Origin of the sequence: Aeromonas sp. 19NY04SH05-1 (assembly GCF_040581895.1) — a bacterium.
GTDB lineage: Bacteria > Pseudomonadota > Gammaproteobacteria > Enterobacterales > Aeromonadaceae > Aeromonas > Aeromonas enteropelogenes.
This window is the reverse complement of the sequence record NZ_CP095328.1, coordinates 1,615,204-1,636,418: the sequence shown is the minus strand read 5'-3', so window position 1 is coordinate 1,636,418 and position 21,215 is coordinate 1,615,204. Positions and strand designations below refer to the sequence as shown.

The following is a 21,215-nucleotide window of genomic DNA, read 5'->3' as shown; positions in this document are numbered from 1 at the left end:
AGCGGAATAAGTGGTGAGGTAATCAGGGATAGGAATCAGAAGGACTCTGGACCATATCGGGGTAGTAGAAATGAAAATGGCCAGACTGAACAGTCTGGCCATTTAAGCGTCAAGTCAGAGACTCAAGCTAGGACTTCATGCAAACACAACTTAGAAGTTGTACTGCAGAGCAACAGTCCACTCGTCGTCCAGGTCGTTGATACCCTGGATCTTGTACTCGGTGTAAGCTTTCAGCTTCGGAGTGAAGGCGTACTGAACACCCAGCAGGGTTTCGTCAACCATATCCTCGTAGCGAGAGTCAGCAGCGCCGGAGTTAGCTTTGCCTTCTTTGAAGTTGTAACCAGCCAGGAAGGTCCAGGCATCTACGTTGTAAGAAGCAGCCAGCTCGTAGCCACGGCCCTTGTCTTTGTCACCACCGGTGGTGGTGTCATAGCTCAGGTCGCCTTGGGTATAAACACCAGCGAAGTAGAAGCCATTGATGGCGTAGTGTGCACCCAGAGCCCACTCTTTCTTGTCACCAGTGGTGCTGGTCACGGAGTTTTCCAGATCGGAGTAGGCATAACCGGCGTTGAAGCCCAGGCCGAAGTCGAAGTCGTAGCTGGCAGCAGCAGCATAACCATAGTTACGCTTAACGTTGTCACCGTATACGGCTTTTCTTTGATACCTTGACCTACGTCGGTAACCTGAACAGCTTTATCATCGTTGGTCTGATAAGACAGCTTGCCTTTGAAGCCACCGAAGCTGTTGGAGTAGATGATCTGGCCTTCTTGACGACCGTCATAGAAGTTACCGGCATCGCCCCACTCGTTGAAGATATCGGTCGGTTCCAGTACATCGTAGAACGCGGTATCGGTCTGACCGAAGATGATCTTACCGTACTGGGTACCGTCGAAGCCGACATAAATGTGGCGGGAGTTGAACTTGTTGTCAGAGTTTTCAGCAGAGACTTGCCACTCGGTCTTGGCAATACCAGACCAGGTGTCGTTCAGAGCAATCTTACCGGACCAACCCAGACGGGAAGAACCAACCAGCTCGCCATCAACGTCTTTGTAACCAGCAGAAGTTCCTTTAACAGGAACAATATTGCCAGTCTCGGTATCAAGCTTGAAGGAGTCGTCAGTAGCAGCAACAGATTTGTTGTGATCGCCGTAGTAGTTGGCCTGAACACGACCATACACATCAAAAGTTACGCCATCTTTGTCATACACAACGGCAGCGTTAGCTGCAGACGCAAACAGAGCCGGAATGGCAATAGCCAGAATTGTCTTTTTCATAGTTTCCAATGCCTACTGTAATTAAACACTAAGTCGTTGTTATTCCCTGTGTTAGCGATGTACTTTGCATCACTATGGCGCCGAGACTAGCACCCAGATTTCTGAACCGCAATGAAAAAACTTGGAACTTTTTATGGAAATCATGGTCACCGAGGGAAAAATGTGAGCCAAGTCCCATATTGCCCGCCTACGAAAAGAAAACGTTTACAACCCATTTTGCTGTATTTTTGGCCTCGAATAGCTTGTTTCACAGGCTATGTCGTTTAACTGCCTGATAAACCGCCAAAGTGGTCTGATCTGCACGAAAAAGCCGTGATCATGGCCTCCATCTCGACCCCGACAGTGCGTTACAGGTATCCTACCTCTTCGATTGATTTCCTGACTGGCCTCTTCCTTATGTTGTCAACTCGCCTCAAAGCGACCATTCGCCATACCTATCGCCAGATTGCCGATGGATTACCCGGTTTCATGCCCCGCAAGGAGCAGAATTTCCTGGTGGCGGAAATCGCCAAGACCCTGACCGGAGAGTATGACAAGCAGCGCCGTATTCTGGTGGCCGAGGCGGGTACCGGTATCGGCAAATCTCTTTCCTATGCCCAAGGTGCTATCCCGGTGGCCCGTCTGACCCAGAAAAAACTGGTGATCTCTACCGCCACCGTGGCCTTGCAGGAGCAGTTGATCCACAAGGACCTCCCTTTTTACCATCAACATAGCGAACTGCCGTTTCGTTTCATGTTGGTCAAGGGACGCCAGCGCTACTGCTGCGAACATCTGCTGGAGCAGGCGGCGAGTGGCAGCGAGATGGCCAACTTCGAATTCGACTTCACCGCGCTCAGCAAGCACAAACCGTCGGATGCAGACAAGGATCGCTACCAAGCCCTGTGGCAGGCCTATACCCATGGCAAATGGGACGGAGACAGGGACAACTGGCCCGATCCTATCCCGGATCCCTGCTGGGATCGCATTGCCGCCGACCGCCATACCTGCAACAAGGCGCTCAGTCACCATCAACACTGCCCCTTTCATCGTGCCCGCAACGACATGGATGCGGCTGACGTGCTGGTGGTCAACCACGCCTTGCTGCTTTCCGACCTCACCATGGGGGGCGGCATCATATTGCCGCCCCCCGACGAGTGTCTCTATGTGCTGGATGAGGCCCATCATTTGCCCACCATCGCCCGGGATCACGGCGCCGCCAGTGCCAGCGTGAAGGGTTCACGCCGCTGGCTGGAAAAACTGGTGCAAAGCGCCGGCAAGCTGGGGCGAACCCTGAACAAGGAGAGTCTGATCGACCCGCAACTGAAGTTGCAGGATGCCCTCGCCTCCATACAGCCCGACTTGAAAGCCGTCGAGCAGTGGCTGGCAGCCAACGATCGGTTATTTGGCAACGAGCCCCATTACCGCTTCAGTGACGGCATCTTGCCGGATCCTCTGCCCATGCTGGCGGAGAATCTGAAGGAGTCGAGCAAGAAGGCGCTGCGGGCACTGGATCGGCTGCAGGGCGCCATTGGCGAGGCTCTGAAGGATGGCGAGATCCGCCGCAAGGAGGCCGAACCTCTGTTGGCCGAGAGTGGTTTTCACCTGCAGCGGCTGGAAAACTTTTGCGCCCTGTGGGAGATGCTTAGCCGCCATACGCCAACAGGCAAGACTCCCCTCGCCCGCTGGATGGCCAGGAGCGAGGATGGCGATATCTGGCTGCATGCCTCCCCCATCGAGGTGGGCTACCTGCTGGAGGAGTGGCTCTGGTCCAAATGCCTGGGAGCCGTGCTGGTATCTGCTACCCTCACCGCCCTCTCCTCCTTCAGCTATTTTCGCCATCAGGTGGGGCTCAAGGAGCATGACGGTACCCGCTATCTGCGGCTGCGATCCCCGTTTGATTACCAGAAAGCCGAGCTCTATTTGCCAAAGATGGCCCACGAGCCCAACTCCCCGGCCTTTACCCAAGAGTTGATCGATACCTTGCCACGCTTGCTGGCAGGCAAGGAGGCAAGTCTGGTGCTCTTCTCTTCTTACCGGCAGATGAACGAGGTGGCACAGGGTCTGCGGGCCAAGGGGCTGTCGCTGCTGGTGCAGGGGGAAGCCTCCCGCCACGCCCTGCTCACCCTGCACAGGCAGAAGTGCGACGGGGGACAGGCCAGCATACTGTTTGGCACCGGCAGCTTCTCGGAAGGGCTGGATCTGCCGGGCCACTACCTCACCAACCTGGTGATCACCAAGCTCCCCTTCGCGGTCCCCAACTCACCGGTCGAGGAGGCCACAGCCGAGTGGGTCGAACAGCGGGGGGGCAATCCCTTCCTGCAGCTGACGGTGCCTGAAGCCTCTCGCAAACTGATCCAGGCCTGTGGTCGTCTGATCCGCAAGGAGGCGGATCGAGGGCGGGTCACCATCCTTGATCGTCGCCTGCTGACCAAGCGTTATGGCAAGGGGCTGCTGGATGCCCTTCCTCCGTTCAAGCGACGCATCGAGTAGACCAAGCCTCGATTGTTGACAAAAAAGCGGGTAACGGGACGAATGCCCCTCACTATAACGTGCAGTTGAAAGAGCAATTGCCGCCATGGGTCAAACCTGCAAGAATGAGCCCCTGTTTTCAGTGGGCAAACGCCTGACTGTTCAAGGAGATGAGATGAAACTGACTGTTCTGGTGCCAGCGCTGGCTGGTCTGTTATGGGCAGGTAGTGCCCTGGCCGATGCCCAATTGGAAGTCACCAACCCCTACGTGGTTCAACTGATCGATGGCCAGTCCATCAATCCCAAGCTGCTCGACAAGACCAACAGCTTCCCGCTCTCTGCTGGCAAGCACCAACTGGTGATCGCCTTTGAAGGCAACTACTCCAGCCGTAGTGATATCAAGCTGGTCACCGCCGAGCCGCTGGTGATCAACTTTACCGCCGCCGACAACCAGCAGCTGGTGCTGGATTACAAGAAGCCCCGCAACGAAACCGAAGCCAAGCAGTTCACCAAGGATCAGAAGGTGGTGCTGAAAGACAAGGCCAGTGGTCAAGTCGTTGCCAGCGAGCAGTTTGTGATGCCGAAAGTGGAAGGCTTCCAGCTGACCCGCGACTATCAGCAAGAGCTGATCAACATGGGCAAGGCATTCAACCAGCCCAAAACGGTAGCTGTCTCCACTGCCGCCGTGATGGCCGCCAACAGCGCACCGCTACAGGTGGCACCGAGCAAGGCCATGAGCAATCCGGAAGCCCTGACCCAGCTGCAAAACTGGTACAACAAGGCCGATGCGGAGACCCGCAAAGCCTTCCAGATCTGGGTTATCCAGCAGCAGTAATGCATGCGCCCATCACCATGATGGATCGCTACAAGGGGAGCCTGGCTCCCCTTTTTCATGGCACAATTTCAGATAACTGCATCCACCCCATCGACCTTATGTCACTGCAGATCTTCTACCACCCTTTCTACTCCGCCCTAGCGCTGCCCGAGCGACACCGCTTCCCCCTGGCCAAATACCAGGGTCTGTTCGAGCGACTCACCTCGGAGGGTTATCCTCTTGTCCGGGCACCTGCGGCAAGCACCGCGCAGATCTGTCGCATCCATGACAAGGATTATGTGGCGGCCGCCCTGGCCGGCCAACTGGATGCTCGCGCCATCCGCCAGCTCGGTTTTCCCTGGTCACCCATGCTGATTGAACGCACCCGGCATTCGGTCGGCGCCACCATAGCCGCCAGTCACCATGCGCTGGCACAAGGCTGCGGGCTGCAGATCTCCGGTGGCTATCATCACGCCCACCATGACCACGGCAGCGGCTTTTGCCTGTTCAACGATCTGGTGATCGCCGCACAATCCTGCCTGGACGAGGGGCGCTGCGAACAGGTGCTGATCATCGATCTCGATGTGCATCAGGGGGATGGCAGCGCGGCACTCTGTACGGGTCGGCGCGACATCATCACCCTCTCCCTGCACGGGGAGCACAACTTTCCCCGCCACAAGCCCGCCTCCCACATGGACTTTGCCCTGCCAAGCGGCATGGAGGACGATGCCTACCTCACCACGCTGGCAGAGGCGCTCAATCTGGCGCTGCGGCTCTACGCCCCCGACCTCATTCTCTATCAGGCCGGGGTGGACGTGCATCATGCCGACGAACTCGGCTATCTCTCCTTGAGTGATGAGGGGGTGCGCCAGCGCGATGCCATGGTCTTTGACTGCGCACAACGGCACGGGCTGCCCATTGCCGCCGTTCCCGGTGGCGGCTACCGGCGTGACTGGCAACAGCTGATCCCGCTGCATATGTCCTTGTTCGAAGAGGCGAAAAAGCGCTACGGCTAGCAGTTTATCTCTTCGTTAATCTCTCCTCTCCATGAATCTCGAACTGGCCACCGTTGCAGACAACAAGAAGGCGGCCCCTTGGCCGCCTCTGCTTTATATGCGTGCCATCCAGCCCCCTATCGGAAAGCGAGTATGGTACCCTGCTGCCGACCACAGTTCAGGCGTGGGCCACCGGTGTCGAGTGTTTCCCCATGGGGCGCAGCAACATCAGCAGATAGAGCAAGGCCACGCCAGCGATCATGATGAACAGCAGGTTGTCCGAAAGGTGCTGCATCAGGAGTGCGGTATAAGCCGGACCGAGCAGACTGCCGATGGTATAGCTCAGCAGCAGCGCCTGGTTCATGGCCACCAGCTGATGGTGCTCGACCTTCTCGCAGGCCCACGCCATGGCCACCGGATAGAGGGTAAACCCGGCGGCGCCCAGGATGAACAGCGCCGGCCCCATCGCCACGCCGCCGAGCATGGCCCCGCACCCCAGGATCACCACCAGCACCTGCACCCGCAGCACCGGCAGGCGACCAAACCTGTCCGCCAGCCGACCCACCGGCCACTGCCCCAGGATGCCGGCACTCACCATCACCGCCATCCAGTAACCAATGCCGGCATCGCTCACCCCCTGATGGTTCAGGTAGAGCGGCATCAGGCCGTAGAGCGACCCCAGCACGATGCCGGAGATGATGCAGCCATCGACCCCGAGCCGTGCCTGACGCAGCCGCAACATGGACCAGACCCGTGTTGAGCCCTGCGCTTCGCTACGCTCACTGACGATGCGGGTGAACAACAGCGGCAGGATAGCCGCCAGGATCAGCCCACTCGCCCAGGGCAGTACCTCCATCAGGCCGGTCGGCAACTTGCTGACCAAGAGCTGGCCGAGCACTGTGCCCAGGTAGTAGACCATCATGTAGGCGGCCAGCAGGCGCCCCCGATTGTGCGCGTTGCCGCTGCACATCAGCGCGCTCTCCACCACCACCCAGATCATGGCGCAGCCGATACCGGCGAGGAATCGCCAGCCGAGCCAGCTCCAGAAATCAAGGGTGATGCCGAGCCCGACACAACCGGCGGCAAAGAGGGCGGAGGCCAGGTAATAGCTGCAGTTGAAACCGCAGCGCCTGATCAAGGTGCCCGCCAGCAGGGTGCCCAGCAGGTTGCCGCTGAAATAGGATGAGCCGACCATGCCCACCTGCCAGGTCGGCAGCTGTTCATGGGCGAGCCAGAGCGGTACCAGGGTATTGAGCACCGCGATGGAGAGGGTCAGCAGCAACAGGCCACAGAGCAATAACAGCACTGGCCGGGTGTATATGGTCATGGGTAAAACCGTGAGGAGAGTCAAAATGCGAGCGCATCATGCCACCGCCAATGCCATTGTCAATCGGCACTGAAAGCAGGATCGCAAGGTTTTATCGAATGCTGCTGGTGCGGTGCAGCACGGCACCGTTCGGCGCCTAGCTTATCCCCTTGATTCACGGACTCTTTGGCCATGATGACGGGCAGATGCCGGTTGCCTGTCGGCCTCTTGGCCTCCCCCTCAATCCAGGACGCCATAACAAGAAGAGGCGACCCCGGGTCGCCTCTTCTTTATACCTGGCACAAGGCCGGTCAGCGCTGACGCTTCTTGGCATACTTGCGGCGGGCCCGCGCCTGACGCTCCTCTTCCCGCTCCGCCTTCTCCTTGGCCTTCTGTTCGGCCTCGGCATCGGCCTCCACGATTTCGCTGCTCACCATCTGCGGGGTCTCCAGCGAGATGCGGCCCAGCAGGCCAGAGCGGAACTCGTTGACCAGGATCTCGGACGCCTTGTGCAGATCCGACAGCCCCCCCTTGCGCATGAAGCCGCGCTGACGGGCAATCAGATCCAGCAGTTCGATCTCGGTCTCGGGCAGCGCTTCAATCTGATAGCGCGCCTGGATCCGCTCCGGATAGGCCTTGAGGAAGTAGTCAGCGGCGAACATGGCGATGTCCGCGTAGTCATAGACGGTGTCCTTGATGGCGGCCGTGATGGCCAGCCGATAACCGCAGGAGGGTGGGTTGAGTTTGGGCCACAAGAAGCCCGGGGTGTCGGTCAGGATGACGTTGTTGTCGAGCTTGATCCGCTGCTGGGACTTGGTCACCCCCGCCTCGTTGCCGGTGCGGGCGATGATGCGCCCCGCCAGGGTGTTGATCAGGGTGGACTTGCCCACGTTGGGAATGCCCATGATCATGGCGCGTACGCCGCGCAGCTCCAGATTGCGCTCCGGCAGCATCTCGTGGCACAGAGTCAGCAGCTGCTTGATCTTCTCCGGCTCCTGCTGGGTCAGGGGCAGCGCCTTTATCCCCTTCTCCTGTTCCATGTGGGCCACCCACAGCGCGGTGATCTCGGGGTCGGCGAGGTCCGCCTTGTTGAGCACCTTGATCACCGGAGTATCGCCGCGCAGCTCGGGCACCAGCGGGTTTTCGCTGGAGAAGGGGATGCGGGCGTCGAGCATCTCTATGATGACATCGACCTGGGGCATGACCTCGGCAATCTCTTTGCGGGCCTTGTGCATGTGGCCGGGGAACCAGTTGATGGACATATCCGTTACTCTCATCTAGGGACTGCGGGCGCGGGCTTGCGGTGGCGCGAGCGGCGGGCGATGGCGGACGCAGGGCGTCGCAAGGGGGCGCATTTTACCTGCACCCGCCCCGATTTGACAGGCCATTCTAGCCGCCAGTCGGCAAATCGGCCAGATTTTCGCCCGCCCCCTCCCCTCGTCAGCCGGTGTAGCCAGTCTCGGCTATTGATAGATAAGTGATTGATACAACATAACATTCACGCAACACCTTCATCGGATTGTCATCCAGTTTCACTAAAAGTGTCATCTGCGACCTCTAGGCTGCGCTCAGGTTTTACAAGGAGCGAACCCCAATGAGAAAGATGGCAGGACTTGCATTGATGATCGGCGCCGCCCTGGCCGCCGGCTGCAATTCCAACAACGACAGCAGTGCGCCCGAGCCCGGTGCCAAGAACGTGATCTTCTTCCTCGGCGACGGCATGGGTCTCAACACCCTGACCGCCGCCCGCATCTACGGCGTCGGTGAAGAGGGCAGCCTCACCATCGATATCCTGCCGGAGACGGCCTTCATCAAGACCTTCTCCCACGACGCCCAGGTGACCGACTCGGCCCCCTCCATGTCCGCCTACATGACCGGGGTCAAGAGCAACAACGGTGTCATCAGCATGGACGGCGATGCCACCCAGGAGAACGACTGCAGCAAGAGCGCCGGCAAGCCGGTCACCACCTTGCTGGAGCTGGCCAAGGCCGCCGGTCGCGGCACCGGCGTGGTCACCACCACCCGGGTGACCCACGCCACCCCGGCCGCCACCTATGCCCACCTCTGCAACCGGGATCTGGAAACCGATATCGCCGCCCAGCTGGTACCCGGCGGCGCCGGTTACAACAGCGCCCTCAAAGAGGGAGTGGACGTGGTACTCGGCGGCGGCAGCAGTTTCTTCTTGCCCAAGGCCGACAAGGGCAAGCGTGAGGATGGCCGCAACCTCATCGACGAGATGAAGGCCAAGGGCTATCAGTTTGCCGCAACCCTGGACGAGCTGAACCAGGCCGATGCGAGCAAGCCGCTGCTGGGGCTGTTTGGCTCAAGCCACATGAAATATGACCTGGACCGACCCGCCAGCGAGCCCTCCCTGACCCAGATGACCCTGGCCGCCATCAAGCAGCTCAAGGACAAGAAACAGGGCTACTTCCTGATGGTGGAAGGGGGTCGCATCGACCATGCCCTGCACGACACCAACGCCAAGCGTGCCCTGCAGGACACCCTCGCCTTCGACAACGCCATCAAGGCGACCATCGACGAGGTGAAGAAAACCGATCCCGAGCTGCAAAACACCCTGATCGTGGTCACCGCCGACCATGACCATACGCTAGTACTGAATGGTTATGCCAAACGCACCGGCAAGACCACCGCCGACAACCCCGGGGTGCTCGGACTGGTGAAGAACTACGAGACCGGCAACCCCAGCAAGGACAGCGACGGTATGCCCTACACCATCATCGGCTTTGGCAACGGCTACAACCGGGTCGATGGCCCACGCAGCAGCGTGACACCGCTGGATGATGCCACCGTCTCGGCCAACGACTACCTGCAGGAAGTGGTGGTCAAGGTGGGCGACATCGGCAGTGAAACCCACGGCGGTACCGACGTCTTCCTCGGCGCCATCGGCCAGGGAGCAGAGAGCTTCCACGGCTCACTCGACAACACCGCCGTGTTCGGCAAGGTCAAGGCTGCGGCCGGGCTGTAAGGAGCATTCCCATGAAAAGCGCCATGAAACAAAAACTGCATAAAACCCTCGTCAGCACGGCCCTGCTGGCCGCCCTCGGCAGCGCGGCCCAGGCCAGCGACGCCAAGAACGTCATCCTGTTTATCGGCGACGGCATGGGCCCCACCGTGCTCACCGCCACCCGCCTCAACAAGGTGGGGGAAGAGGGCAATCTGGAGATAATGAAGCTGGCCCGCAGCGCCCGCATCAAGACCTTCTCCAACGACGCCCAGACCACCGATTCGGCCCCCTCCATGGCGGCCTACACCACCGGAGTCAAGATGAACAACGAGGTGATCGCCATGAGCAGCGACACCAAGGCCGTCGAGCCGTCCAAGGATGTCAACGGCAACAAGGGCATCAACAACTGCACCAGCGACAACGGCAAGCCGGTGCCCACCATTCTCGAGCTGGCCAAGGCGGCCGGCAAGTCGGTGGGGGCCGTCACCACCACCGAGCTGACCCATGCCACCCCGGCTGCCACCTACTCCCACATCTGCCATCGGGATGCCGCCTACGCCATCGCCGAGCAGGCGGTACCTGGCGGCGCCGGCTTCAACACCGCACTGGGGGATGGGGTCGACGTGCTGATGGGGGGCGGCGCCAACCACTGGACCCCTTACGACAGCACCAGCAACAAGAAGGGACGGGCTGACGGGCGGGACCTCACCGCCGAGCTGACCGCCCAGGGCTATCGCTATGTCACCACCAAAAACGAGCTGGCTGGCGTCGACTCGGGCAAGGTACTTGGGCTGTTCAGCGCCAGCTCCCACCTCGACTACGAGCTGGACAGAGTCGCCAAGGGGAGCGCCTCGACCCAACCGTCCCTGTCCGAGATGACCGCCAAGGCGATCGATCTGCTCAGCCAGAACAGCCAGGGCTACTTCCTGATGGTGGAAGGGGGACGTATCGACCACGCCCTGCACGGTACCAACGCCAAGCGCGCTCTCACCGATGCGGTGGCGCTGGACGAGGCGGTCAAGACGGCGCTGGGCAAGGTGGATCTGAAAGATACCCTGATCGTGGTCACCGCCGACCATGACCACACCATGACCATCAACGGCTACTCCGCCAAGGGCAACAAGGTGCTGGATCTGGTGAAAAACGGCGACGGCTCGACCCAGAACGACGTGGATGGCAAGCCGTTCACTACCCTGGTGTTCGGCAACGGCCCCAACCGCGCCGACGTGCGCCCGACCCTCACCAGCGATCAGGTGATGGCCGATGGTTACCTGCAGGAGACCGGGGTCAAGCTGGGCTCCGAGACTCACGGCGGCGGCGATGTGATGCTGTTTGCCGACGGCGCCGGCAGCAGCCGCTTCAAGGGCACCCTCGACAACACCAAGGTGTTCGGCAAGCTCAAGGAGGCGCTCGGCCTGTAAGCGGCAGGGGCCCGGACGCAACATCCGGGCCCCTTCCTCTCGAGCGAAAGACCATGATGCGATTGTTACTTCCTTTATGGCTGTTTGGCAGCACCCTCTCATTTTCGCTGCACGCCGCCGACATCCCCGACCTGGCCGCCCGGATCCACTATCAGGAGAGGGTCACCAGCAACGACGGCATCGCCAGACAGAGCGAATGGCGGGAGAATTGGCTGCGAGTCGGCAACCAGGTGTGGAGCCAGCGGCTCATTCCCCTGCCCCTGGCCCGCGCCTATCATGCCGCCCACGATGCCAACCCGGGTCACAAGCACTTTACCCACCAGATGGCGGCCCGCTGGGTGACGCGAACCAAAATGGGTGAGCTTGAGCTGCGCTACGCCGATGGTTGGCACAACCAGCTGGTGGAGGTGCCGGTGGAAGAGTATGGTCAGGTGGCCTTCAAGCCCGACTGGGCGCGCATTCGCCATCTGGTGGATCCGGCCTTGCTGCAGACCATGACCCCGCTGGAGGATGCCACCCCCGGGCAGGCCCGCTGGTATGAAAAGCGCGAGGGCAAACAGCGCACCCGCATCCTCTGGTCGAGCCGCTGGCAGCTGCCGCTGGTGGTGGAGTCGGCGAGCCTCGACGGCTACCGCAGCTACCGGATGGAGGTGACCCTGCGTAAACTGCCGAGCCAGTATCCCTGGCTGCAACTGGCGGACCACGAGGTGCGCGATCTGCGGGATTTCTTCGACTGAGATCCCATCCCTCCTTGCCGGGGGTACGTTTTCAAAGGCAGGAGTGTTACACTCGATTCATTCCCCCCTGGTTCACTCGATGAATGCGTACATCCTGCCTGTTCTTTACCGCCCTGCTGCTGATGCTGATCCCGTCAGCTACCCAGGCCATCGTGCTGGTGGCGGCAGAACTTCCTCCTTATGTGATCCGTGCCAAGCAGGGCAACCCCAGCGGCATGGTCATCGAAATCATGGAAGAGGCGGCCCGTCGCCTGGGGGAGCCGCTTACCGTGGAGCTGATGCCACTGGCCCGCGCCCTCACCGAGACCAATCATCGCCAGGATGTCTTGTTCGTCCCCCCGGTGCGCAGCGCCCGGCGCGAACACCTCTATGACTGGATAGCCCCCCTGCTGGAGGAAGATTTCGTCATCGTTACGGATCGCCGTCATCACCCCGTCCCCCTCAAGGTTCGGGAACTGCCAGCCCTTCGGGTGGGCACCCTGCGCTACTCCTTTGGCGAGACGCTGCTCAGGCAGCGACTCAATCTCGCGAGCCAGACGGTCGCCACCGAGGTACTCAACGCCCACAAGCTCCATCGTGGCCGCATCAATGCCTGGGTCGCAGCCTGGAACACCATCCTCTACAACCAGCAGCTTGGTGGATATGACGAGGCCCGGCTGGTACGAGGGGAGACCCTGATGAGCACTTCCCTGTTCGTCGCCGCCAACAAGGCGTTTCCTGCCGAACAGAAGCGGCGCTGGCAGGCTACCCTGGCCCAGATGCGCGCAGACGGCAGCCTGGCGCGGATCATCAAGCAGTACCACTATCAGGCCCCCGTCAGGTAATCCAATCCGGTTGCCAAGGGTGATCAGAATGGTTATGGTATCCACATGAAAATATTCGTTATTTCTCCCTGTTTGCTCACACCCTGTTAAGCCCCCGCCTCGCTCCTTCGGCCGCGAGTCGCCAGGGGGCATGGTGTTTCCCGTCTGTTTTTTTCAGCACTGACATCCGAATTTCGACCAGCTTGCCTGCCATCCTGGTCATTTAACCCATTGATAAGGAATATCCTATGAAACAACCTCATCTCGTCATCTCCAGCCTGGACCTAGATCGTATCGAACAGCTGCTCGGCAACCACCCCCAGCACCTGGCCCTGCAAGAGGAGCTGGATCGCGCCGAGATCCGCGAGCCGGCCGACATGCCGCCGGACGTGGTCACCATGAACAGCACGGTGCGCTTCAAGATGCAGAGCAGCGGCAACGAGTTTTGCCTCAATCTGGTCTATCCCCGCGATGCCAAAGGGGACGAGAGCAACATCTCCGTGCTGGCGCCGGTCGGCAGCGCCCTGCTCGGGCTGAAAGTCGGTGACAGCATCGCCTGGCCCGGCCCTGCCGGTCGCACCATTCAGGTGGAGATCCTCGAAGTGGTCTATCAGCCGGAGCGCGCAGGCGAGCTGCACCGCTGATCCCTCGGTGCGGGTCCGGGCAGCGCGACCCACCCGCACCAACTGATCCCGATCAAGCTTTGCGCCGACAGAGAGGCGCTTTCCTCCTTTCACTCCCACTGCGGCTTGAGCCTGACCCGCCGGGCAGGTATCTTGTTGGCCGCGTCATGGTCATGACGCCCCGAATTTCAGGCTGACATCATGATTAAGATTGCCCTCATCGACGATCACCAGATCGTCCGATCCGGTTTTGCCCAACTGCTCAATCTGGAGCCCGATCTGCAGGTGGTCGCCGAATTCGGCTCCGCCAGCGACGCCCTGGCCGGTCTGCCCGGCAGCGGCGCCCGGGTCTGCGTCTGCGACATCTCCATGCCGGATCAATCCGGGCTGGAGCTACTCAAACAGCTGCCCTCCGGCCTCGCCGTGGTGATGCTGTCGGTACACGACAGTCCGGCCCTCATCGAGCAGGCGCTGCAGAGCGGAGCCAAGGGGTTTCTCTCCAAACGCTGCAGCCCGGACGAGCTGATCGCCGCGGTGCGCACCGCCGCCCTGGGTGGCTGCTACCTCACTCCGGACATCGCCCAGAAGCTCGCCAGCAGCAGCCGGGATCCCCTCACCAACCGGGAGCGGGAGATAGCCCAGCTGCTGGCCCAGGGGCTGGAGGTGAAGAGCATCGCCGAGCGCCTCGGCCTCTCCCCCAAGACGGTGCACGTGCATCGCGCCAACCTGATGGACAAACTCAAGGTCAGCAACAACGTGGAGCTGGCCCACCGCATGCTGGACAGCTGGTGATCCCGCGTCTGGTCAGCTACGTCGCCATCACCCTGGCGGCCTGCTTCATCTTTGCCGCCGGCTGGCTTTGCCTGTGGAGCATCAGCCTGCATCTGGCGGGTGGCCCGGCCTTGGCGGTGCTGCTGTTCCCCTTTGGCCTGCGCCTCGGTTTGTTGCTGCAAAGCCCCACTGCCTACTGGCCGCCGCTCCTGCTGTGCGAAGGGGGGCTGCTCTACTGGCTCAACCTTGAGGTGGGGCTGCCCCACTGGCCCTGGCTGGTGGCAGGCAGCCTGCTCACCTTGCTGCCGCTGCTCATCGCCCGCCGTCAGCAGGTGCGCAACGACTGGCAGCAACTGCTACTACTGCTGGCGACGGTCACCGCCGCGGCCCTGCTGCAATCCCTGCTATGGCATCTGGCCGGGGAGGATGGCCTCTCCGCCCTGCTGCTCACCCTGACTGGCGGCCTGACCCTCACCTCCACCTGCATGCTGATCTGGCACTACCTGACCCGTGCCACCTGGGTGCCGCTGGGCCCTGCCCTGGTGGATCAGCCGGTGGACTGGCGCTTTCGCCACCTGATCTGGTATCTGCTGCTGTTCGTGCTGAGCCTCTGGCTGCAGCTGGGGCTACCCAACTCTCTGGTGCGCTTCACCCCGTTTTGTCTGGCCATTCCCATCATCGCCATGGCCTGGCGCTACGGCTGGCAGGGGGCTCTGCTCGCCACCCTGATGAACACTATCGCCCTGCTGGCGAGCCAGGCCTGGCATGATCATCCGCTGGACTTGCTGCTCTCCCTGCTGGCCCAGAGCCTTACCGGCCTGCTGCTCGGCGCAGGCATCCAGCGCCAGCGCGAACTCAACCAGGCGCTGACCCGCCAGCTTGCCCACAACCGCCAGCTCACCGAGCGGCTGCTGGAGACCGAGGAGAGCATCCGCAAAGAGGTGGCCCGCGAACTGCACGACGACATCGGCCAGACCATCACCGCCATCCGCACCCAGGCGGGCATAGTGCGCCGGCTGGCACCGGACAACGCCGGCGTGGGCCAGAGCAGCACCCTCATCGAGACCTTGTCCCTCGGCATCTACGATGCGGTACGCGCCCTGCTCGGCCGGCTGCGCCCCCGCCAGCTCGACGACATGAGTCTGGAGCAGGCGGTGCGTGCCCTGCTGAGAGAACTGGAGCTGGATCGCCACGGCATCGTCACCCGGCTGGAGTGGCAGCTGCCCGACGCAGATCTCTCCGACGCCCAGCGGGTCACCCTGTTTCGGGTCTGTCAGGAGGGGCTCAACAACGTGGTGAAACACGCCAACGCCCACTCGGTCACCATCCGCGCCAGCCAAGGCGGCGAGCAGCTGAAACTGGTGCTGGAGGACGACGGCCGCGGCCTGCCCCAGCCTAGCCCCGCGCAGGGTTACGGTCTGCTCGGCATTCGCGAGCGGGTGCAGGCACTGGGGGGCAGCCTGCAACTCTCCTGCACCCACGGCACCCAGCTCACCGTCAATCTGCCCAGCCGCAGGCGGGAGGAGGCCCATGATTAACCCCCGCGGTCACCGGAGCGCTGCCCCATGCTGAGCTTTATGAGAAGCGCGCCGCCCCGGCCGCCTCTGCGCGATCAGGCCGAAATTGACGCCACCTATCGCCACTGGCGGCTGCACCTGCTGCTGACCATGTACCTGGGCTATGCGGTCTTCTACTTCACTCGCAAGAGCTTCAACTTCGCCATGCCGGACATGCTGGCCAGCGGCATGCTGGACAAGGCCGACATCGGCATGATGTGGACCCTGTTCTACATCACCTACGGCTGCTCCAAGTTCTTCTCCGGCATCATCAGCGACCGGGCCAACCCGCGCTACTTCATGGGATTGGGGCTGATGGCGACCGGGGTCATCAATATACTGTTCGGCCTCTCGTCGTCCCTCTTGTTGTTCGCCGCCCTCTGGGTCGCCAACGCCTTCTTCCAGGGCTGGGGCTGGCCCCCCTGCTCCAAGCTGCTCACCAGCTGGTATTCACGCAGCGAGCGCGGGGTCTGGTGGTCTGCCTGGAACACGGCCCACAACGTGGGCGGGGCCCTGATCCCGCTCATCGTCAGCACTCTGGCCCTGCAGCATGGCTGGCGCTACGGCATGATAGTGCCCGGCCTTATCGCCATCGTCGCGGGGCTATTCCTCTGCTGGCGGCTGCGGGATACCCCGAGCGCCATGGGGCTGCCCGCGGTGGGCGTGTGGCGCAGCGATGCCATGGAGCTGGCCCAGCAGACCCAGGATGCGGGTCTCTCCCATCGCCAGATCCTGCGCAAGTATGTGCTGGGCAACCCTTACATCTGGCTGCTCGCCTGCTGTTACGTGCTGGTTTATGTGGTGCGCACCGCCATCAACGACTGGGGCAACCTCTATATGACTGAGCAGCGCGGCTTCGATCTGATGAGCGCCAACTCGGCCATCTCCATGTTCGAGGTGGGGGGCTTTATCGGCGCCCTGGTGGCGGGTTGGGGCTCGGACAAGCTGTTCAACGGCAATCGCGGCCCCATGAACCTCATCTTCGCGGTGGGGATACTGCTCTCGGTGGGGTCGCTGTGGCTGATGCCCTTCGTCAGCTACGTGATGCAGGCGGCCTGCTTCTTCACCATCGGCTTTTTCGTGTTCGGCCCCCAGATGCTGATCGGCATGGCGGCGGCGGAGTGTTCCCACAAGAATTCGGCGGGAGCGGCCACCGGTTTCGTCGGCCTGTTCGCCTACATGGGGGCGGCGCTCTCCGGCTATCCGCTGGCCAAGGTGATGGAGATCTGGCACTGGAACGGCTTCTTCGTGGTGATCTCGGTGGCCGCCGGGGTCTCGGCCTTGCTGCTCCTTCCTTTCCTCAAGGCCCAGGCCCCCAGAGTGGCGCAAGTCGACCTCCCCTGAATCTCATACCGTGCCCGCCCTCCCATGCATGAATTCAATCGAGGCTCTTCATTATGGTGGGGCGGTTCAATTGTCTCCTCTTTTGGCCTCAATGGCCCTCGAACACATTTTGCGCTTGAACCCACTCTATTAGATAGATATGTTGTTTTCGTGTGATTTTATGAGTGAAGCCATGAGCAAAAAATGCCTCTAACCTCTTGAGTCTTCTGACACAATTCGGTTTTGGTACATTTTTCACTCACTTCGTTATTCATAGCATCTCATATGGGGCTTTTGCTCCGCTCAAGACATTCATCCTGTCTTGCCTGTTGCCGGATGCAGCAGTCTCTTGTGCCACGGAGTCGCACGGGATCAGGTTCAAGGCCGAACACAACATCGACAGAGACGTCACTATGATCAAAAAACTGCTTCTTTCTACCCTGCTGTTTTGCGGGCTGGCCAGTGCGGCCCCGACCCCTGCCCCCACTTCTACCCTGGATGCCGTGCTGGAACGCGGTGTGCTGAGAGTCGGCTTCGACGCCGGCTACCAGCCGTTCGAGATGACAAACAAGCAGGGCCAGTACATCGGCTTTGACGTGGATCTGGCCAAGATGGTCGCCAAGGAGATGGGCGTCAAGGTCGAGTTCGTCAACACCGCCTGGGATGGCATCATCCCGGCCCTGCTGACCAACAAGTTCGACGTCATCATGGGCGGCATGACCGTCACCCCCCAACGCAACCTGCGGGTCAACTTCGCCGATCCCTACATCGTCGTCGGCCAGACCATCGTCCTGCGCAAGGATAAAGCGGGCGAAATCAAGTCGTTCCAGGATCTGAACGATCCCAAGTACAAGATCGCGGTCAAGCTGGGCACCACTGGCGAGCAGGCGGTCAAGCGCCTGATCCCCAAAGCCACCCTGCTGCAGTTTGAAACCCAGGATGACGCCAAGCTGGAAGTGATCAACGGCAAAGTCGATGCGTTTGTCTACGACCTGCCCTACAACGCCATCTTCGCCTCCCAGAATCAGGGCGCCGTGGTGCACCTGGACAAGCCGTTCACCTTCGAACCGCTGGCCTGGGCCATCCGCAAGGGGGATCAGGACACCCTCAACTGGTTCAACAACTACCTGCGCCAGATCAAGGGCGACGGCAGCTACGACCGCCTCTACAAGAAGTGGTTCGAATCCACTACCTGGCTGAACCAGCTGAAATAACCTCCCGGGGGGCGGCATGCCGCCCCCGCACCCCGCTCCTCCCCCAACAATAACGAGAAGAGGTTGTGACTGTGCACATCCCCAAACCGACAAGACAGATGGAAAAGCAGCCCAACCAGCTGCTCTGGCACGGCGTGTTTCTACTGATCGTGCTGGCAGCCATATTCGGCATCTATAAAGCGGTCCAGTCCATTGACTACACCTGGCGCTGGGAGCGTATTCCCCAATACATCGCCTATCAGGCGGAGCAGAAAAACTATGCCGAGTTTGACGGCACCGTGATTGCCGGCACCACCGAGGCCGACAAGGGCAAATTGTTCCTGCAAGACGATCTCGACCCCAACCAGCGCCAACCCATCGCCACCCGTGGCGCCCAGGTCGCCGAAGGGGACACCGTCTTTCGCGGCGACGCCCTCGACATTCAACTGAGCTGGACCGCCGGCCCCATCGCCTGGGGCGTCTGGGTCACGGTCAAGCTCTCCCTGGTGGCCGGAGTGTTCGCCATCCTGCTCGGCACCCTGGCCGGCTTGGCGCGGCTCTCCCCCAATCCGGCCCTGCGCAACCTGGCAGTTACCTATGTGGAACTTATCCGCGGCACCCCGCTGCTGGTGCAGATCTTCATCGTCTATTTTTTCATCGGCACCGTGCTGAACCTCGACCGCTTCACCGCCGGGGTGGCGGCACTTGCCGTCTTTACCGGTGCCTATGTGGCGGAAATCGTGCGCGCCGGCATCAGCTCGATCCATAAAGGGCAGATGGAGGCAGGCCGCAGCCTCGGGATGACCTCGGCCCAGACCATGCGTTACGTGATCCTGCCCCAGGCCTTCAAGCGGGTCTTGCCACCCCTGGCCGGCCAGTTCATCAACCTCATCAAGGACTCGTCGCTGGTCTCGGTCATCTCCATCACGGATCTCACCAAGGCGGGTCGCGAAGTGGTGAGCTCCACTTTCAGTCCGTTCGAGGTGTGGTTCACCGTGGCCCTGCTCTATCTGGTGCTCACCGGCACCCTCTCTTTCCTGGTGCGTCGTCTGGAGGTGAAATATGCGCGCAGCAACTGATCCCATTATCCAGGCGCAACCGGTGTCGAGAAGTTCTTCCGTCACTGGCACCCCCTTCACAGTGTGTCGTCTGGAGGTACAACATGCGCGCAGCAACTGACCCCATTATCCAGGCAAGCGGCGTGGAGAAGTTCTATGGCAGCGAGGTGCATGCCTTAAAGAACGTCAGCACCCAGGTGGCCGAAGGGGAAGTGGTGGTGATCGTGGGTCCCAGCGGCTCTGGCAAGTCCACCTTCCTGCGCACCCTCAACCAGCTGGAGACCATCAACGATGGCCAGATCGTGGTCGACGGCATCAGCCTGACCAAGCCTGGCGACGTCAACAAGCTGCGGGAAGAGGTCGGCATGGTGTTTCAGTCCTTCAACCTCTTTCCCCATCTGAGCGTGCTGGACAACATCTGCCTCGCCCCGCAAAAGGTACGCGGGCTGTCCCGCAAGGATGCCGAGGACAGAGCCAAAAACCTGCTGCTGAAAGTAGGGCTCTCGAACAAGGCCCGGAGTTACCCCTCCCAGCTCTCGGGCGGCCAGCAGCAGCGGGTGGCCATCGCCCGGGCGCTCGCCATGCAGCCGCGCATCATGCTGTTTGACGAGCCCACCAGTGCGCTGGACCCCGAAATGGTCGGCGAGGTGCTGGACGTGATGAAGGGGCTGGCCCGGGAAGGGATGACCATGGTGGTGGTGACCCACGAGATGGGTTTTGCCCGCGAGGTGGCCGACCGTGTGCTCTTCATGGAGAGCGGCGAACTGCTGGTGGACGAAAAGCCGGGGGATTTCTTCGACAATCCGTCCTCTCCACGGCTGCGCCAGTTCCTGAGCCAGGTGCTCTAACAACCCGGACAATCGGAGAAGAAAAAACAGAAAGAGGGGCCAGGCTGCCCCTCTTTGCCGTCCGGAACCTGGCCATTTTCCCGCTGAACCTATTTGCGCCGGTTACCAGTTCAGCGTGGAGACTTTCCCAGATATTTCTCGACGATGGCCCTGATCCCGTCCTGTTTCTTCAACTGGTAGAGTCCCTTGTCAAATTGCCCGGCGAAGTCCTCCCTGAAGGGAAACGCCCCCTTGCGACTGTAGCCGAGAAAACCCTGCTCCCGACTGATCACGGGCCCCTGCTTGAGCCGCGACATATCGGCCACCGCCAGCTGGTTGTTCTGGATCATGCTGAGCAGCTCAAAGAGCAAAGAGAGGCGATCATTGACGGTACAATCCACCCGCCCCCGGACTATCTTGAGCAGGTTTTCCCGGTTTCCCTTCACCTCTTCCACCTCGATCTTGCGCTCTTTCACCAATTGCCAGAAGGGGGGACTGCCGATGGCAAACCCTGCGTTGATGCCAAAGCGAAGGCCCTGGTAATCACCGGGGAAACGGGCCTGCGGGGTATTGACCGCCACGCCCTCGCCACACATCACCACCAGTTCCTCATCGAGCATGGGTTGCGAATAGGGCCAGATCCAGGGCCGGCTGTCCGGCATGTAGTAGGGCGGGAAAATGGCGAAGGCCGCCCCCTGCTCTATCATGCTAAGACCACGCCGCCAGGGGACTGGCTTGATCACCACCTCGTACTCCTCCATGGAGGCGGTCACCTGGCGCACTATGTCGGCATAGATGCCCCTGATCTCCTCTCCCTCCTGCCAGGAGTAGGGCGGATAACTGGCATCGGCCAGGATCTCGACCCGGGTCTTGGCCTGCGCCAACAGGCAGACCCCCATCAACAAACAGCACCACAGCCGCATCGTCTGCTACTCCAGAGGTAGAAAGCTCCACCAAGCATAGTCACTGCGCCGGACCGTCAGGGACGCCATCCCTCATTGCTGGCGAGTTGGCGCCGCTTGCCGACCTGGCCGTGCGGATAACGGGACAAATTGTTAATGAAAGATGACATCCATCCTTTATGCTGGAAAGCAATTGCTC

General features: G+C 60.9%; 17 protein-coding genes and 1 pseudogene. 14 read left to right on the top strand and 4 right to left on the bottom strand.

Annotated features, from left to right (window positions below):
* Positions 1 to 150 precede the first annotated feature (150 nt).
* Positions 151 to 1,274: pseudogene (locus MRK42_RS07665) on the bottom strand (porin).
* Between the two features lie 396 nt (positions 1,275 to 1,670).
* Between MRK42_RS07665 and dinG the strand changes: the two are divergent.
* The 3 genes from dinG to MRK42_RS07650 all read left to right on the top strand — a co-directional run bounded on the left by dinG (position 1,671) and on the right by MRK42_RS07650 (position 5,552).
* Positions 1,671 to 3,743: an ATP-dependent DNA helicase DinG gene (gene dinG, locus MRK42_RS07660; protein ID WP_338612091.1), complete on the top strand. Its 2,073-nt coding sequence runs from the start codon at positions 1,671 to 1,673 to the stop codon at positions 3,741 to 3,743.
* Between the two features lie 154 nt (positions 3,744 to 3,897).
* Positions 3,898 to 4,557 carry a DUF2057 domain-containing protein gene (locus MRK42_RS07655; protein WP_042025481.1) on the top strand — a complete coding sequence of 220 codons (660 nt, stop codon included), beginning with the start codon at positions 3,898 to 3,900 and terminating at the stop codon, positions 4,555 to 4,557.
* A gap of 98 nt (positions 4,558 to 4,655) precedes the next feature.
* A complete protein-coding gene (locus MRK42_RS07650) occupies positions 4,656 to 5,552 on the top strand; it encodes a histone deacetylase (protein WP_338612448.1) in 897 nt (298 codons plus the stop codon).
* 157 nt (positions 5,553 to 5,709) lie between these two features.
* Here the strand turns inward: MRK42_RS07650 and MRK42_RS07645 are convergent, their stop codons facing one another.
* Both MRK42_RS07645 and ylqF read right to left on the bottom strand, forming a co-directional pair.
* Entirely contained in the window at positions 5,710 to 6,858 is a 1,149-nt protein-coding gene (locus MRK42_RS07645; RefSeq protein ID WP_338612090.1) for an MFS transporter, read from the bottom strand.
* 290 nt (positions 6,859 to 7,148) lie between these two features.
* On the bottom strand, positions 7,149 to 8,099 hold the full coding sequence (ylqF, locus tag MRK42_RS07640) for a ribosome biogenesis GTPase YlqF (protein ID WP_005302716.1): 951 nt from the start codon (positions 8,097 to 8,099) through the stop codon (positions 7,149 to 7,151).
* Between the two features lie 332 nt (positions 8,100 to 8,431).
* Between ylqF and MRK42_RS07635 the strand changes: the two genes are divergently transcribed.
* The 11 genes from MRK42_RS07635 to MRK42_RS07585 all read left to right on the top strand — a co-directional run bounded on the left by MRK42_RS07635 (position 8,432) and on the right by MRK42_RS07585 (position 20,135).
* Positions 8,432 to 9,823 (top strand): alkaline phosphatase, encoded by a 1,392-nt coding sequence (locus tag MRK42_RS07635; protein WP_338612089.1) that lies wholly within the window; start codon positions 8,432 to 8,434, stop codon positions 9,821 to 9,823.
* Positions 9,824 to 9,834: 11 nt separating this feature from the next.
* A complete protein-coding gene (locus MRK42_RS07630; protein WP_338612088.1) occupies positions 9,835 to 11,223 on the top strand; it encodes an alkaline phosphatase in 1,389 nt (462 codons plus the stop codon).
* Between the two features lie 53 nt (positions 11,224 to 11,276).
* On the top strand, positions 11,277 to 11,960 hold the full coding sequence (locus MRK42_RS07625) for a hypothetical protein (protein WP_338612087.1): 684 nt from the start codon (positions 11,277 to 11,279) through the stop codon (positions 11,958 to 11,960).
* An 83-nt stretch (positions 11,961 to 12,043) separates the two neighbouring features.
* On the top strand, positions 12,044 to 12,784 hold the full coding sequence (locus MRK42_RS07620) for a transporter substrate-binding domain-containing protein (protein ID WP_338612086.1): 741 nt from the start codon (positions 12,044 to 12,046) through the stop codon (positions 12,782 to 12,784).
* 227 nt (positions 12,785 to 13,011) lie between these two features.
* Positions 13,012 to 13,407, top strand: coding sequence for a nucleoside diphosphate kinase regulator (gene rnk, locus MRK42_RS07615; protein ID WP_026456481.1), 396 nt, complete (start codon positions 13,012 to 13,014; stop codon positions 13,405 to 13,407).
* Positions 13,408 to 13,587: 180 nt separating this feature from the next.
* Positions 13,588 to 14,178, top strand: a complete 591-nt coding sequence (gene uhpA / locus MRK42_RS07610) for a transcriptional regulator UhpA (RefSeq protein ID WP_042025474.1) — start codon at positions 13,588 to 13,590, stop codon at positions 14,176 to 14,178.
* On the top strand, positions 14,175 to 15,695 hold the full coding sequence (uhpB, locus tag MRK42_RS07605) for a signal transduction histidine-protein kinase/phosphatase UhpB (protein WP_338612085.1): 1,521 nt from the start codon (positions 14,175 to 14,177) through the stop codon (positions 15,693 to 15,695). Before uhpA ends, uhpB begins: the two co-directional genes overlap by 4 nt.
* A 27-nt stretch (positions 15,696 to 15,722) precedes the next feature.
* Positions 15,723 to 17,057 (top strand): MFS transporter, encoded by a 1,335-nt coding sequence (locus tag MRK42_RS07600; protein WP_338612084.1) that lies wholly within the window; start codon positions 15,723 to 15,725, stop codon positions 17,055 to 17,057.
* 392 nt (positions 17,058 to 17,449) lie between these two features.
* On the top strand, positions 17,450 to 18,250 hold the full coding sequence (locus tag MRK42_RS07595; protein ID WP_026457279.1) for a transporter substrate-binding domain-containing protein: 801 nt from the start codon (positions 17,450 to 17,452) through the stop codon (positions 18,248 to 18,250).
* Positions 18,251 to 18,348: 98 nt separating this feature from the next.
* The gene (locus tag MRK42_RS07590) at positions 18,349 to 19,308 is read left to right on the top strand and encodes an amino acid ABC transporter permease (protein WP_026457278.1); all 960 of its coding nucleotides are present in this window, start codon (positions 18,349 to 18,351) and stop codon (positions 19,306 to 19,308) included.
* A gap of 83 nt (positions 19,309 to 19,391) precedes the next feature.
* A complete protein-coding gene (locus tag MRK42_RS07585; RefSeq protein ID WP_338612083.1) occupies positions 19,392 to 20,135 on the top strand; it encodes an amino acid ABC transporter ATP-binding protein in 744 nt (247 codons plus the stop codon).
* Positions 20,136 to 20,245: 110 nt separating this feature from the next.
* Here the strand turns inward: MRK42_RS07585 and MRK42_RS07580 are convergent, their stop codons facing one another.
* Positions 20,246 to 21,037 (bottom strand): transporter substrate-binding domain-containing protein, encoded by a 792-nt coding sequence (locus MRK42_RS07580; protein WP_338612082.1) that lies wholly within the window; start codon positions 21,035 to 21,037, stop codon positions 20,246 to 20,248.
* Between the last annotated feature and the right edge of the window lie 178 nt (positions 21,038 to 21,215).